Origin of the sequence: Arthrobacter sp. UNC362MFTsu5.1, assembly GCF_000685965.1 — a bacterium.
Lineage (GTDB): Bacteria > Actinomycetota > Actinomycetes > Actinomycetales > Micrococcaceae > Arthrobacter.
The window spans coordinates 150,504-164,895 of the sequence record NZ_JMLE01000006.1; the positions used below are offsets into that span (position 1 = coordinate 150,504).

Here is a 14,392-nt window from a genome sequence, read left to right on the forward strand (position 1 = left end):
GTCACGCGGGCGGCCGCCGCCGGGATATCATAAGCATACTTATTAAATTAATAGCTGAGAGGCCATCATGGCTGCGAGCATGGAACCCGGTTACCTCCTCAGCGGCCGGTACCGGATTGACGTCCTCATCGGCAGGGGGAGCCAATCGGGCGTCTACCGGGCCTTCGATGAACTCCTGCAGCGTGACGTTGCGGTGAAGCTCTTCCGGGACGATCCAGGGAACGTAGACCACACCCGCCGCCAGGGCGAGGAAGTGCGCATCCTGGCCGGAATGAGCCACCACGCGCTGGTGACCCTGCTGGACGCCGGTGCGGACCTCAGCGATCCGCGGCACCGCCGCACGTACCTGGTCATGGAACTGGTCCGCGGCCCGGACCTGCGCCAACGCACGGCCCAGGGCCCCATTTCCGCGGCACACCTGGCGCTGATCGGCCACGACCTTGCGGACGGGCTCGCCTACATCCACCACCACGGCATCGTGCACCGCGACGTCAAGCCCGCCAACATCCTCCTGGTGGACTACAACATCGATGACCGCCGGCCACGGGCCAAGCTGAGCGACTTCGGCGTGGCCATGATCCTCGGCGAGGGCCGGCAGAGCGGCCCCGCGGAAAGCTCCGGAACCCCGCAGTACCTCAGCCCGGAACAGGCCGCCAGCGAGCCGGTGGGTCCGGCGAGTGACGTGTATTCCCTGGGGCTGGTCCTGCTCGAAGGGCTGACCGGCAAACCCGCCTACCCCGGGGCGCCGATCGCCTCGGCCATGGCGCGGCTGCTGCGGGATCCCCACATTCCCGAGGGCGTCGCACCCAAATGGGCAGCACTGCTCACCTCCATGTTGTCCCGGGAGCCGTCCGCCAGGCCCGCTGCCCGGGAAGTTTCCCTCGCCCTCCGGCAGGAGGTCATCAGCGCTGCCGGCCGCCGCCGGAGCAGGCGGACACCGGCCGCCGCCGACGCGCCGCCGTCGGGCGTTTCTGCGTCGGACGTTTCCGCGTCGGACGTTTCCGCGTCGGACGGGCGCGCGAACGAAGAGGCGCGGATGCTCGCCGTCGAGCGTTACCGGATCCTGGACACACCCCCGGACGGAACGTTCGACCGGATCGTGGGCCTGGCCGCCCGGATGTTCTCCGTGCCCGTGGCGATCGTCAGCGTCGTGGACCGCGACCGGATCTGGTTCAAAGCCCACCACGGCACCGACGTTGGCGAGATCGGGCGGGACCCGGGGCTGTGCGCGTCCGCCATCCTCCAGGACGAGGCCTGGGTGGTCCCGGATGCCCTCACCGACCCGCGCACGCTGGCGAATCCGCTGGTTGCAGGCGAATTCGGCCTGCAGTTTTACGCCGGTGTTCCGCTGCGCACTCCCGACGGCTACAACCTCGGCACGTTCTGCATCCTGGACCGGGAGCCGCGGGAGTTCACGGCGGAGGACATCCGCACGCTGGAGGACCTGGCCGCGATCGTGATGAACGACCTTGAGCTGCGGCTGCAAAGCCGGAGCGCGCTGGCAGCCGGCAGATGACCGGGCTCCTAGCGCCGCCCCGCATGCAGGGCCAGTTCCAGCTCGAAACGGGCCCGCGGGTCTTCCAGCGCCTCCCCGAAGAGTTCGCGCAGCTGCGCCGCCCGGTAGCCCACGGTCTGCGGATGGATGCCCAGCTCGGCCGCCACCGGAGCGCGCTGGCCCCAGTGGCGCAGCCAGGAGAGCAGGGTCTCCGCCAGCCTTTCGCGCTGTGCCGGACGCAGGCCTTCCAGTGGCGCCAGCCTGCGCTCCGCCAGCTCGGCAATGGCCGAGGGCTCGGAGCCGAGGACGATCTGCGCCAGGTGGTCGTCCGCCCAGATCGGCGGATCCTCGGGGCCTTCGCGCGGCGGCAGCACGGAGGCTGCGAGCACGGCCAGCCGCAGGGAATCCGGCACCTTTTCCCAGCCGCCCGCCGGACCCACGGCAGCGGACCTGCCTTTCAGCGCCTTCTCCAGCGCAGCCCGGGCGGCATCGGATTTCCTGGCCGGGACAAGCGCCACGGCGTCCGTTTCGCGTTCAACCACCAGTGTTCCCGGGCCCAGCTGCAGCCGGAGCCCTGCCGACCGGTCCAGCGGGAGCGTGACCACCACCAGCCTCGCCGGCAGGGACCAGTCGGCGATGGATGCCGCCTGCCGCAGGGCGGCTTCGTCCGCCTGGCCCATCAGCAGCAGCTCCAGCAGCTCGGTCCTGCGCCGGTCCACCGCTCCCGCGCGCTCGGACTGTTCAAAGGCGTACGCCTCGGCGCTCACGGCGGACAGCTCGTCGATGTAGGCCAGGATCGATTCGCCCAGGTCCACCACAACGCTCAGGCCCAGGTCCTTTTCCATCGAGATCTTCGACATTTCCCGGAACGTTACGCGGGCACCCATGCGGTAGGCGCTCAGCAGCGCATCCATGCTGCGCCCCTGGCGGAATTCGCCGCTGCCAAGGCCTGCCACGAGCTCCCGGCTCTCCTCGGACAGGGCGGGCAGCCGGGTGCCGGGCAGCTGCAGGAAGCGCTCCAGCGCCGCGGCCACCCCGCGCCGCAGGCCGCGTCCGAAGCGGCCCTCGATGGGCCTGGCGTAGGCCGGAACCAGCTGCGGAACCGCGTCGATGATGGCCTCCACAATGCCCGGCATCCTGGGTCGCAGCAGGTCGCTGACCTCCCGGGGCAGGGCCAGCCACGGCGGATCGTACGCGGGGGCTGCAGGACTCTTCGAGGCCGGAGGGTTCATGAGAGACTTCCATAAGTTGTTTCGGGGGAACAGTTTAGAACGTTCGATCGTATGCCTTGGGAGAAGAAATATGCCTCGATCCAACATAAGGTTAATAACATGATCCGGCTCCGTAAGCTGGCGCGCGCCGCATCTGTACTGACCACCCCGCTAGCTCCAGAAGATATTCTGTCGCTGTTCAATCCTGTGTTTTCCGCCCGCCAGTTGCGCGGCGTGGTTACCAGGGTGGTCGCCGAGACGGCCGATTCCGCCACCATCTTCTTCCGTCCCGGCCGCGGCTGGAAAGCCCACCAGGCCGGCCAATGGGCGCGCATCGGCGTCGAACTCGACGGCGTGCGGCACTGGCGTTCCTATTCGCTGAGCGCCCCCGCCGGCCAGGACCCTGCCATCACGGTGACCGACGTGGGCGCCGTTTCCGGCGTCCTGGTCCGCGACACCCGCCCCGGTGATGTCCTGTTCCTGGCGCCGCCGCAGGGCGACTTCGTCCTCCCCGAGCACCCCCGCCCGCTGCTGATGCTTACCGCCGGCAGCGGCATCACCCCCGTCATGTCCATGGTGCGCACGCTGGTGCCGCACCGTCCGGATGCCGACGTCGTCCTGATCCATTCAGCCCGGACCCCGGAAGACAGCATTTTCCGGGAAGAGCTGTCCGAGCTTGCCGACCAGTTCCCCAACTTCAAGGTCACGCACTGGTTCACCGGCGAACGCGGCCGGGTGGACTTTTCCTCCGCCGCCGTCCTCGACGAACTCTGCCCGGACTGGCGCCACCGCGCAGCCTATGCCTGCGGGCCTGAGGGTTTCCTGGACGACGCCGAGGCGCTGTGGTCCGCAGAAGCAGCCGCAGCGGCGGCCGAAGGTTCCACCGGTTCCGAAGCCGGCGGGTCCCACCAGCCGGAAGGGCCGTTTGCGGCCGACCCGATCAACCTCATCATCGAACGCTTCACCACCAGCCTGGCGGCCGGTGCAGGGCACGACGGCGGACTGGTCACCTTTGAAGCCTCCGACCGCGAGGTGGAGGCAGACGGCGGCACGCCGCTCCTCGACGTCGGCGAAGACGCCGGCGTGCTGATGCCCAGCGGCTGCCGGATGGGCATCTGCCACAGCTGCCTCATCCCCCTGCGGGCAGGGCATGTCCGCGACCTCCGCACCGGCGAAGTCCACGGCGAGCCGGGCCAACTAATCCAGACGTGTGTATCGGCAGCCGCCGGACCCGTTAACCTCGACATTTGAGGAGCACCACCGCATGGCAATAGTTACTAACCACGAAGCCGAGACCACGGAAGACGCCGTTGTGCCGTCCTCGCGCGACGATGCTGCCCTGAAGGCGGACGGCGCAGCTGCGGCTGCCGCCGGCGCCCAGGCTGCCAAGACCCGTCGGGGGGCGCTGGCCACCTCCGGCAGCCCGCTGGTCCGACCGCCGGCCGCGGCGCACCTCTCCGACGAGCAGGTGGCCGAACTGGGGCGCGAACTCGACGCCATCAAGGACGACATCCTGGCCAAGCGCGGAGCCTCCGACGCGGCGTACATCCGCCGCATGATCAAGATCCAGCGCGCCCTGGAGATCTCCGGCCGCGCCACGCTCCTGGTCAGCCGGAACAAGGGTGCCTGGTTTGCCGGCACCACCCTGCTGAGCCTTGCCAAGATCCTCGAAAACATGGAGATCGGGCACAACGTGCTGCACGGCCAGTGGGACTGGATGCGGGACCCGGACATCCACTCCACCACCTGGGAATGGGACTTCGTCACCCCGGCCCGCGCCTGGCAGCACACGCACAATGACCTGCACCACCGCTGGACCAACGTGGTGGGCAAGGACAATGACGTCGGATACAACCTCCTGCGCATGGACCCCCAGCAGGAGTGGAAGCCGTTCAACCTCGGCAACCCGCTGTACAACGCGATCCTGGCGCCGGTCTTCGAGTGGGGCATCGCGATCTACGACCTCGAGCTGCAGGACTTCAAGGACGGCAACAAGTCCAAGGAAGCCCTGGTCAAGGACCTCAAGGCACTCGGCGTCAAGGCGCTCAAGCAGTTCACCAAGGATTACGCCGCCACCCCCGCGGTTGCCATGCTGACCGGTTCCGGCAAGCAGGCCCTCTACGGCACGCTGACGGCCAACGCGGTACGCAACGTCTGGGCCCACGCAGTGATCTTCTGCGGCCACTTCCCCGAGGGGACGGACACCTTCACCGAGGAAATGGTGGAAGGTGAGACCCGCGGCGACTGGTACGTCCGGCAGATGATCGGCTCGGCCAACATCTCCGGTTCCAAGCTCATGCACCTGATGACCGGCAACCTGTCGCACCAGATCGAGCACCACCTCTTCCCGGACATTCCGTCCAACCGGTATGCCGAGGTGGCGCCGAAGGTGCAGGAGATCTGCAAGCGCTACGGCCTGCCGTACACCACCGGGCCGATGTGGAAGCAGGTCGGCTCCACCTGGGCCAAGGTCTTCAAGCTGGCACTGCCGGGCGGCGGCAAGGCCTAACGGCCGACCGTTGCTTCCCGGAAGGGCGCCTGCCATTGCGGCAGGCGCCCTTCTTTGTCTTTCCCGGGAGCATCCTGCCGGCGATCCCTGAGCCGGGGGCCTATTCCCGGGGCTTGGCCGCCGTGCCAAGAATGTGGGCGACCCGCGGATTCCCCGGGAGGGCAGAGAAGCCGAAGCGCTCCACGTCCTGCAGCGTGAGCCCCGCTGCCGCGATTCCCGCGGCGGTGTCTCGGTTCAGGTGGCATCCTCCTCCGAGCCGGCTCCACAGCGGTGTGAGCAGGTCCTCGACAGCTGCGAGCACCCGGTGTGCCGAGCGGACGTGTTCATAGAACAGCAGGAGGCCGCCGGGCCGGAGAACCCGCAGTACCTCGGCCAGCGCTGCTGCCTGGTCCGCCACGCTGCACAGGACCAGGCTCGAGACCACCACGTCCACGGATTCGTCGCCCGCAGGGAGGGCCTCCGCCACGCCGTCGTTAACCGTGACGGGAACCGGGGCTTTGACGGCCTCGGCCACCGCCAGCGCCCGCAGCGTTGCGTCCGGTTCGAGCGCCAGCACCCCGGTCACGGCCGAGGGGTAGAAGGGGAAAGTGGCGCCGTAGCCGGCCCCGATTTCGACGACGGCGCCGTAGGCCGCCTCCACGAGGCGCCGGCGGTGGGCTGCCGCTCCGCGGGCGTCCATGCGCGGACCCACGCGGGCAAAATTTTGCCCGGAGGAGGAATTTCCGGCGCTGGTTTCCGGCATCGGTTCCTCCCTTGCTCAGCGCACCTGGGCGGGATTGAGCTTCAGCCGGCGCAGCAGCTGGGCGTTGAGGGCCACCACAATTGTCGAGGCGGACATCAGCACGGCGCCGGCCGCGGGGGAGAGGACCACCCCGGCGAAGGCGAGCACCCCGGCAGCCAGCGGCACCGCCAGGATGTTGTAGCCGGTGGCCCAGACGAGGTTCTGCCACATTTTGCGGTAGCTTGCCCGGGATAGGTCCACCATGGACAGCACCGCCCGCGGATCGTTGCCGGCCAGGACCACGCCGGCGGATTCCACCGCCACGTCGGTCCCTCCTCCGATCGCGATCCCCACCTCCGCCCTGGCCAGTGCGGGGGAGTCGTTGACGCCGTCGCCCACCATGGCCACCCGGAGCCCGCGCCCCTGGAGTTCGGCGACCTTCTTGTCCTTGTCCGCAGGAAGCACTTCCGCGAACACCTCATCGATCCTGAGGTCCGCCGCGACGGCCCGGGCCACCTGCCGTGCATCCCCGGTGATCATGGCCACCTTGATGCCGCGGTTCTGCAGGGCCGCGACGGCCTGCCGGGACTCCGGTCGCACGGCGTCTTCGAGGCTGACGGCGCCCAGTACCCGCCCGCCGTCGTCCACGACGTGGAGGACCGCGGCCCCGCGGTCCATCCAGGCTCCCGTGACGGCGGTGAGGGCGGGCGGTTCGGCGGCTCCCAGTTCACGGAGGAGGGCCGGACCGCCCACGTACACGGTTCTCCCGTCAACGCTGGCACGGACGCCGCGGCCGGTCATGGAGCTGAAGTCGCTGGCTGCCGGGATAGTCAGGCCCCGGCTGCGGGCGGCGGCGACGATGGCCCGGGCCACCGGGTGCTCGCTGTCCGATTCCACGGCGGCGGCCAGGGCCAGGAGCCCGTCCCGGTCCGTGCCATCAGCTGCGGCGAGGTCCATGACTTCAGGCTCACCCTTGGTCAGGGTCCCGGTTTTGTCGAAAAGTACGACGTCGACGGTCCGCATGCGCTCCAGCGCCATCCGGCTCTTGATCAGCACGCCTGCCCGGGCCGCCCGTTCCGTGGAGATGGCGATCACCAGGGGGATTGCGAGTCCCAGTGCGTGCGGGCAGGCAATGACCAGCACCGTCACGGTGCGAGTGACGGCGTCGGGAAGGCTGCCCAGTAGCGTCCACACGACGAAAGTGATGGCGCCGGCACCGGCCGCGAAGTAGAAAAGAAACGCCGCCGCCCTGTCAGCGAGGGCCTGTGCCCGGGAGGAGGACGCCTGCGCTTCGGCAACAAGCCGCTGGATCCCGGCCAGGGCCGTATCCTCGCCGATGGCGGTCACCTGCACCCTGACGGCATTGTCCGTAGCGATCGTGCCGGCCACCACAGGGTCGCCCGGCGAACGCAGCACGGTCTTGGATTCACCCGTGATCATGGATTCGTCGAACTCAGCCTGACCCTCGCTCACGGTGCCGTCCGCCGGCATCCGCCCGCCCGAGCGGACCAGGATGAGATCACCGGACCGGAGCTCGGAGACCCCCACAGTTTCGGTGCCCGTATCCGTGATGCGTTCGGCCTCGTCGGGAAGCAGGGCGGCCAGGGCATCCAGTGCCCCCTGCGCCGAGCCGAGCGCCCGCATCTCGATCCAGTGACCCAGCAGCATGATGGCAACAAGGAGCGCGAGTTCCCACCAGAAGTCCAGGTCGAAGCCGCCGATCCCCAGGCTGGTGGCCCAGGACGCGCCGAAGGCCACCGTGATGGCCATGCCGATGAGCAGCATCATGCCGGGCTTCCGGGCTTTGAGTTCGTTGAACCCGCCGCGGAGGAACGGCTGGCCGCCGTACACGAAGATCACCGTGCCCAGGACCGGCGGAATCCAGCTGGAACCCGGGAAGGCCGGCGGCCTGTAACCCAGGAGGTCACCGAACATCGGGCTGAAGAAGACCACGGGCACGGCCAGGGCAAGGGTCAGCCAGAACCTGTTCTTGAACATCGCCACGCTGTGCCCGGCGTGCTGGCCGTGGCTGTGGACCATGTGCTCGTCGTCAACAGGCCCCTTGCCGTCGGGATGACGGCCCTGGTGCATGGCGTGATCCGGTGCGTGCTGGCCGGGATCGCTGGGATGGCCGGGACTGCTGGGATGGCCGGTGTGGCCAGCGTGCGGCGGGCCGTCATTCAGCGCTGCGTTCAATCCTGTTTTCAATGGGCCTGCACCGTGGCGGGGGTCCATAATGCGCTCCTTTGGGACGTCACCCTTGATGGCCTTGATTTATCGCAAACATACCCCCTGGGGGTATGTTTGGCAACAGCTTCCTGCTAACGGACTTCGATCACGCCCATCATTCCGAGGTCCTCATGATCCAGGATGTGGCAGTGGTAGACGGAACGGCCGGCGAAGTCCTTGAAGGCCACCCTGACCTTCACCCGACCCTGCGCCGGGACATTGACCACGTCCCGCCACTCCGGACGGTCCGGCGCCCGGCCACCCTCCTCAACGACCTGCATCCGCCAGACGTGCAGGTGGAACGGATGGTCCATGGGGCTGGGGTTCGTCAGCGTCCATTCCTCCACGCTCCCCGCCGCCACCGTGGTGTCCGTCCTGGCCGGGCTGAACTCGCGGCCGTTGATGGTGAAGCCCATCATGCCCCCGCCCATGCCCATTCCCATGCCTGCGCCGGAGGAGAGGGTGAGCTGCCGGTGCGCCGCCACGGCGGCCGTCCTAAGGTCGTCCGGTTCCGGCACAGCAGGCAACGGCGCCTGGGGCGAGGGGGACGGCACCAGCGGCGACGGCGACGACGATGTTGAGGGTGCGGCGCTTCCCGCCACTCGCAAGGTTGCGAGTGCCGCGGCTGCCGCACCCGGCTGGCTTGTCTGCCGGGGCCCGGGGCCCTGCCCCATCATGCCGGCCATGGTGCCCCGGTCGTAATACGCGGCCCGCAGCACTGCGCTTCCGGCGGCTGTGGTCACCAGCAGATCGGCCCGGTTGCCGGGTGCCAGGAACAGTTCCTCCACGTCCGACGGCGTACGGTACCGGCCCGAGTCCATTCCCAGCAGTTGCAGTTGCTGGCCGTCCAGCCGCAGCGACAGATAGCGGGCCACGCAGGCGTTGATGATGCGCCACCGCTCGCGCGTACCCGCCACTGCGGTGAAGCCCGGATTGCTTTGTCCGTTGACCAGGACGATTTCGCCTTCCCTGCCCAGCATCCGCTCCATCTGCGAAACGCGGGCAACGTTCCCTGCGCCGTCGAGTGTGGTGTCCGAAACGACCAGGACGCGCTCGGCGCTGACTGCGATGGGTTCCGGATCCTCCACGATGATCGCGCCAAAGAGTCCGGCGAAAATCTGGTCGGCAACCGTGCCGTGATGGTGCGGGTGGTACCAGTACACTCCCGGAGGGTGGTCCGCGGGCAGCCGGTACTCGTACTCATGGACCGCGCCCGGATTTACCATAACGAACACGTTGTCCCCGGAGCCCTCGGGGGACACGTGCAGTCCGTGGACATGCAGGTTTGTTGCCTGGTCCAGGTTGTTGGCCAGCCGGACGTTCAGCAGGTCGCCCGGCCGCAGGCGAAGGGTGGGACCCGGAATCCCCCCGTTATAGCCAAGGGTCCGGACCTGCTGCCCGGCGAGCTGGAACTGGCCGGGGCCCGCCTCGAGCCGGACTTCCAGCCTGCCTCCGGAGCTGCGCAGCTCGGATGGCTGGGACAGCTCGGCTCCGGTTACGGGGGCCGTCCTGGACGATGACCGGGTGGCCAGCGACCACCACAGCCCTGCTCCACCCGCCGCCGTGGCGGCCGCCCCGAGACCGCCCAGAAGCAGGGCGCTGCGCCGGCTCAGGGGCCGGAGGACAGGACGGTGCACTAGGGGTTGCGGCCTGACGGGTGGCAGGTCCGGTGGCGTACTGGCGGGTTGTTGCGGGCCCGGTGGCAGGTCCGGTTGCGGGTCCGCGGGCGGCACGCTGGCAGGAGGCACTACGGTTCCTCGCCGAGTACCCTGACCTGCTCGCGGTACTGGTCAGCGGTCAGCTCCCCTTTGGCAAAACGTTCGTCGAGGATCTGCCGGGCCCGGCTGCGTCCCCCGGCTCCGCCAAATCCTGGCCCGCCAAATCCGGGACCGCCGGGGCCCGGCCAAGGACCGCCGGGACCCGGCTGACCAGGGTGGTTGAATCCGCCGCTTTGGAACCCGCCGCGGCCGCCGCCGAACAAGCGCACTGCAACCAGGACCAGCAGGGCTATGCCCACCAGCATCAGCACGCCCCACAGCCACATCCAGCCCATGTCCGGACCGTAACCCCACATCATGGCTGCTCCCTCCGTGGCCTGCAGTTTCGTGCCAGCAGTTCCGTGGCCTGCTGTTCGTGCGCCACGTCCTACCCCAAGGGTGCGCCCCTTCCGCGGCCTCCGCTAGGGTCCTAAGTCGCTGATGCACGCCCCGGCCCGTCCACCACCTGCTTCAGCTGATGAGCAGGCCCAGGGCCTCGGCCAGGTGGCCCACTTCCCGGACGGAGAAGCCGGCCGGAACCGGTCCCGGGCCGTTGGGGCTGGATGGAACCACGGCATGCGTGAAGCCCAGCCGGTGGGCCTCCTGGATGCGCTGGTTGATGCCCGGAACAGGGCGGACTTCACCGGCCAGGCCCACCTCGCCGAAGGCGATCAGCCGGGTGGGCAGGGGCTTTTTCGCCTTGGCCGAGGCCACGGCCAGAGCCACGGCCAGGTCGGTTGCCGGTTCGCTGAGCTTCACGCCGCCCACTGTTGCCACGTAGGAATCATCCTTGTGCAGCAGGCAGCCGGCGCGCTGCTGGAGCACTGCCAGGAGCATGGCCACCCGGGAACTGTCCAGGCCGCTGGTGGCGCGGCGCGGCTGTGAACTGGCGCTCTCGGCCAGCAGCGACTGCACCTCGGCCAGCAACGGCCGGCGGCCTTCCAGGGTCACCGTGATGCAGGTGCCGGACACGGGCTCCTTGGTCCGGGAAACAAACAGCCCGCTGGGATCGGCAAGGCCCACGATGCCGTCCTCGTTGAGGTCGAAGCAGCCGACGTCGTCCGTGGGCCCGTAGCGGTTTTTTACCGCCCGCAGCAGCCGGAGCCGTGAGTGGCGCTCGCCTTCGAACTGGCAGACCACGTCCACCAGGTGCTCCAGCAGGCGGGGGCCGGCGATGGAGCCGTCCTTGGTTACGTGCCCCACCAGCAGGGTGGTCATGTTGCGGCGCTTGGCCGCGGCGATGAGGGAGGCCGCCACTTCCCGCACCTGCGAGACGCCGCCGGCGCTGCCGTCGACATCGGCGCTGCTGAGCGTCTGGACAGAGTCCACCACCAGCAGCCGCGGCTCCAGCTTCTCCACCTGCCCGAGCGCCTGGCCCAGGTCCGTTTCGGCCGAAAGATAGAGGGACTCCGCAACAGCATCGATCCGGTCCGCCCGCAGCTTGACCTGTGCAGCGGATTCCTCGCCCGTGATGTAGAGGACGTCCTGCGCGGTGCGGGCGAACTTGGCCGCAACATCCAGCAGCAGCGTGGACTTGCCCACGCCGGGTTCGCCGGCCAGCAGGATGACCGCGCCCGGAACAAGGCCGCCGCCCAGCACACGGTCCAACTCGTCCACACCGGTTGGAAGGAACGCCGCGGTGGTGGCATCGACGTCGGCGATCCGGCGGGCAGGCTCCAGGACGGTGGTGGCCGCCGTCGTGCGTGCAACGGCGGCACCGGTTTCCTCCACGGTGCCCCAGGCCTGGCACTCGCCGCAGCGCCCCACCCATTTGACGGTGGTCCAGCCGCATTCGGCGCATTTGTAGGCCGGGGCTTTGGACGCCCGGGAAGTCTTGGTTGCCATTGCTCCACCCTATCCGGGGGCAGTGACACTCCTGGTGATCGAGCCGGTCTTGACGGGCGCGACCACTGGCCGCGCTACAGCGGCGGCAGGATGTCCCGGGCTTCCTTGGAGTCCATTCCGGTGGCTTCGAGCAGGTCCACCATCAGCGGGCGGAACAGCATGACCACCGTTTCGCCCTCGAGCCGCTGCACGTCCAGCATCCGCGGGTGCAGCCGTCCGGCGATTTCGGTCAGCTCCAGCCGGGACGTCCGGAGGTGGGCGCGCCGGACTCCTTCGTGCATTTCAGCGAGGCCCAGGGACAGTTCGTCGATGGCGGCCGCGGTTTCCTGCAGGACCTCCGCGATGTTCTCCGTGGCCTCGTCCGAGAGGGCGGCGTGGTTGATGGCGCTGGTCAGCCGGCGCGCGAAAACCCGGCTGTTACGGAGCGCCAGGTCGATGTAATCCAGCGATTGCTCCAGCCTGCCGAGCTCGTCGCGATGCCGCCGGTATGCCGGGGCCAGCGTGGCCACCTCACCGGAGGCGCGCAGCGACTGGCGCATCGCGTCCACCAGCGGCTGGCAGTTCCGGCCGCGGACCAGGGCGTGCCACGCCTCGGTGGAGTCGCTGTTCGTCAGCGCGGACGCACAATCACGCAGCACTTCCGCAAGTTCGTGCAGTAGCTTCTGCACATCCTTCCGGGGTTCCCGCCGGGGATCCTTCGGCACCAGGACGGTGAAGAGCAGCGCGAACAGGCCGCCCACGATGGCGTCGATACTCCGGGTGAACGGCCCCCCGGCCGGGGCCGGGAGCAGCACCACCAACAGCGACTGCAGCCCCAACTGCGTGGTGAAAATGTTGCCGCTGTCCAGGAAACGTGCCAGCAGGATGGAGATAAGAAGTACGACGGCGGCAACCCAGATATCGCCGCCCAGCCAGTGGCGGAGCAGGTCACCCACCGCGATGCCGATGGTGCAGCCCAGCCCCACCTCCATCACCCTGCGCAGCCGTGGCTCGCGGGAGAATCCCAGCGCAATCAGCGATGACGTCGCCGCGAACAGCGGGCCTGAATGGCCAAGGACGTATTCGGCGAACGCATACGCGCCCACGGCGCAGACTGTCATCTGGATGGCCGGCACCAGGGAATTCCGGCTACGGACCATCCCGGTGCGGATCCTGGTTCGGAGGAATTTTCTGCTTGCGGAAATTCCAGTCGGTGGGGCCATGCGTTCCAGTCTATTCACTGGCGTTGCACTACGGCCGGAGATGTGATGTGCGCAATGGTGACGCTGCACATGTAAGCCGATGTCCCGCCGTCGTTAACCCTCCGTTCACCTTGGTCCCCACATCCCGTTACCTAAGGCCCATAACTTCAATAAAGGTACAAAAAGTACGCAACTTCTTCTGTTCGGACGTCTCCGGTCCGGCACGCATCAGAAAATCCCTGGAAGGGGTACATCTAGTGAAGGCACTCCGCTTCGGCCGCCACGCGGCTATCGCTGTCATCGCAGCCGGCGCACTCGCGCTCACCGCCTGTGGTTCCGACAACGCGACGAACACGGCACAGTCCGGTACTCCGTCTGCCTCGGGCGCCAACGTCACCGGCACCCTGACCGGCATCGGCGCTTCCTCCACCGGCGCAGCAATGGATGCCTGGAAGGCCGGCTTCGCTTCCGCCAACCAGTCCGCCTCCGTGCAGTACTCCCCGGACGGTTCCGGCGCGGGACGCAAGGCCATCATCGACGGTTCGGCACAGTTCGCCGGTTCCGACGCCTACCTCAAGGATGAGGAGCTCGCCAGCTCCAAGGAAAAGTGCGGCCCCGAAGGCGCCATCAACATCCCGGTCTACATTTCCCCGATCGCCATCGCGTTCAACATCCCGGATGTCAAGGAACTGAACCTCGACGCCACCACGGCTGCCAAGATCTTCCGCGGCGAAATCGCCAACTGGAACGACCCCGCGATCGCCGCCCTCAACCCGGACGCCAAGCTGCCGGACCTGAAGGTCACGCCGGTCAACCGCTCCGATGACTCCGGCACCACCACCAACTTCACCGACTACCTGGCTGCCGCCGCACCCGAGGTCTGGACCGACAAGGCTGCAGGCATCTGGCCCGCTTCCCTGAAGGGCGAGAACGCCAAGGGCACCTCCGGCGTCGTCAAGACCGTCACCGACACCCCGGGCGCCGTGACCTACGCTGATGACTCCGCCGTGGGCGGCAAGCTGGGCACCGCCGCCATCAAGGTGGGCGAGGAGTTCGTCAAGATCTCCCCCGACGCCGCTGCCAAGGCTGTAGAAGCCGGCAAGCCGGTTGACGGCCGCGCCGCCACCGATGTTGCCATCAAGCTGGACCGCAAGACCACCGCCGCCGGCGCCTACCCGGTTGTCCTGGTTTCCTACCACGTTGTCTGCACCACGTACGACAAGAAGGAAACCGTTGACCTGGTCAAGGCCTTCGAAAGCTACGTAGTGTCCGACGCCGGCCAGAAGGCCGCCGCCGACGCCGCGAAGTCCGCGCCGCTGTCCAAGACCCTGCAGGACAAGGCCGTTGCTGCCATCGAATCCATCAAGGTCAAGTCCTAGGGAATTCGCTGCACAGCGAGGCATAGTGGAAACACGAGCCTGAACCAGGTTCCCTGTCCCGGAGG

11 protein-coding genes are annotated in these 14,392 nt (G+C 68.2%); 4 read left to right on the top strand and 7 right to left on the bottom strand.

Annotated elements, in window-relative coordinates:
- The first annotated feature begins 79 nt into the window (after positions 1–79).
- Complete coding sequence (locus tag BS38_RS24725) at positions 80–1,516, top strand: GAF domain-containing serine/threonine-protein kinase (RefSeq protein ID WP_231511130.1); 1,437 nt, start codon at positions 80–82, stop codon at positions 1,514–1,516.
- Between the two features lie 8 nt (positions 1,517–1,524).
- Here BS38_RS24725 and BS38_RS0108210 read toward each other — a convergent pair whose 3' ends face one another.
- Entirely contained in the window at positions 1,525–2,727 is a 1,203-nt protein-coding gene (locus tag BS38_RS0108210) for a PucR family transcriptional regulator (protein WP_028270358.1), read from the bottom strand.
- Positions 2,728–2,826: 99 nt separating this feature from the next.
- Here BS38_RS0108210 and BS38_RS0108215 point away from each other — a divergent pair, with 99 nt between their 5' ends.
- Both BS38_RS0108215 and BS38_RS0108220 read left to right on the top strand, forming a co-directional pair.
- Positions 2,827–3,957: a ferredoxin reductase gene (locus BS38_RS0108215; RefSeq protein WP_028270359.1), complete on the top strand. Its 1,131-nt coding sequence runs from the start codon at positions 2,827–2,829 to the stop codon at positions 3,955–3,957.
- 13 nt (positions 3,958–3,970) lie between these two features.
- On the top strand, positions 3,971–5,215 hold the full coding sequence (locus BS38_RS0108220; RefSeq protein ID WP_231511132.1) for a fatty acid desaturase family protein: 1,245 nt from the start codon (positions 3,971–3,973) through the stop codon (positions 5,213–5,215).
- Between the two features lie 100 nt (positions 5,216–5,315).
- Here the strand turns inward: BS38_RS0108220 and BS38_RS0108225 are convergent, their stop codons facing one another.
- From BS38_RS0108225 to BS38_RS0108250, 6 genes are all read right to left on the bottom strand, one after another.
- Complete coding sequence (locus BS38_RS0108225; protein WP_028270361.1) at positions 5,316–5,957, bottom strand: class I SAM-dependent methyltransferase; 642 nt, start codon at positions 5,955–5,957, stop codon at positions 5,316–5,318.
- A gap of 15 nt (positions 5,958–5,972) precedes the next feature.
- On the bottom strand, positions 5,973–8,171 hold the full coding sequence (locus tag BS38_RS0108230) for a heavy metal translocating P-type ATPase (protein ID WP_028270362.1): 2,199 nt from the start codon (positions 8,169–8,171) through the stop codon (positions 5,973–5,975).
- An 86-nt stretch (positions 8,172–8,257) separates the two neighbouring features.
- Entirely contained in the window at positions 8,258–9,802 is a 1,545-nt protein-coding gene (locus tag BS38_RS0108235; RefSeq protein ID WP_231511134.1) for a multicopper oxidase family protein, read from the bottom strand.
- Positions 9,803–9,912: 110 nt separating this feature from the next.
- Positions 9,913–10,242 carry an SHOCT domain-containing protein gene (locus BS38_RS27065; protein WP_028270364.1) on the bottom strand — a complete coding sequence of 110 codons (330 nt, stop codon included), beginning with the start codon at positions 10,240–10,242 and terminating at the stop codon, positions 9,913–9,915.
- Positions 10,243–10,393: 151 nt separating this feature from the next.
- On the bottom strand, positions 10,394–11,767 hold the full coding sequence (gene radA, locus BS38_RS0108245; protein ID WP_028270365.1) for a DNA repair protein RadA: 1,374 nt from the start codon (positions 11,765–11,767) through the stop codon (positions 10,394–10,396).
- A gap of 74 nt (positions 11,768–11,841) precedes the next feature.
- Entirely contained in the window at positions 11,842–12,969 is a 1,128-nt protein-coding gene (locus BS38_RS0108250) for an FUSC family protein (RefSeq protein WP_028270366.1), read from the bottom strand.
- A gap of 236 nt (positions 12,970–13,205) precedes the next feature.
- Between BS38_RS0108250 and pstS the strand changes: the two genes are divergently transcribed.
- Positions 13,206–14,327 (top strand): phosphate ABC transporter substrate-binding protein PstS, encoded by a 1,122-nt coding sequence (gene pstS / locus BS38_RS0108255; RefSeq protein WP_028270367.1) that lies wholly within the window; start codon positions 13,206–13,208, stop codon positions 14,325–14,327.
- The last annotated feature ends 65 nt before the right edge of the window (positions 14,328–14,392 follow it).

What these genes read in the sequence shown, in the direction of transcription:
- BS38_RS27065 (WP_028270364.1), bottom strand. Translation starts at nt 10,242, where the DNA reads ATGATGTGGGGTTACGGTCCGGACATGGGCTGGATGTGGCTGTGGGGC.
- BS38_RS0108210 (WP_028270358.1), bottom strand. Translation starts at nt 2,727, where the DNA reads ATGAACCCTCCGGCCTCGAAGAGTCCTGCAGCCCCCGCGTACGATCCG.
- BS38_RS0108225 (WP_028270361.1), bottom strand. Translation starts at nt 5,957, where the DNA reads ATGCCGGAAACCAGCGCCGGAAATTCCTCCTCCGGGCAAAATTTTGCC.
- BS38_RS0108220 (WP_231511132.1), top strand. Translation starts at nt 3,971, where the DNA reads ATGGCAATAGTTACTAACCACGAAGCCGAGACCACGGAAGACGCCGTT.
- BS38_RS0108250 (WP_028270366.1), bottom strand. Translation starts at nt 12,969, where the DNA reads ATGGCCCCACCGACTGGAATTTCCGCAAGCAGAAAATTCCTCCGAACC.
- BS38_RS0108215 (WP_028270359.1), top strand. Translation starts at nt 2,827, where the DNA reads ATGATCCGGCTCCGTAAGCTGGCGCGCGCCGCATCTGTACTGACCACC.
- BS38_RS0108230 (WP_028270362.1), bottom strand. Translation starts at nt 8,171, where the DNA reads ATGGACCCCCGCCACGGTGCAGGCCCATTGAAAACAGGATTGAACGCA.
- radA (WP_028270365.1), bottom strand. Translation starts at nt 11,767, where the DNA reads ATGGCAACCAAGACTTCCCGGGCGTCCAAAGCCCCGGCCTACAAATGC.
- BS38_RS24725 (WP_231511130.1), top strand. Translation starts at nt 80, where the DNA reads ATGGAACCCGGTTACCTCCTCAGCGGCCGGTACCGGATTGACGTCCTC.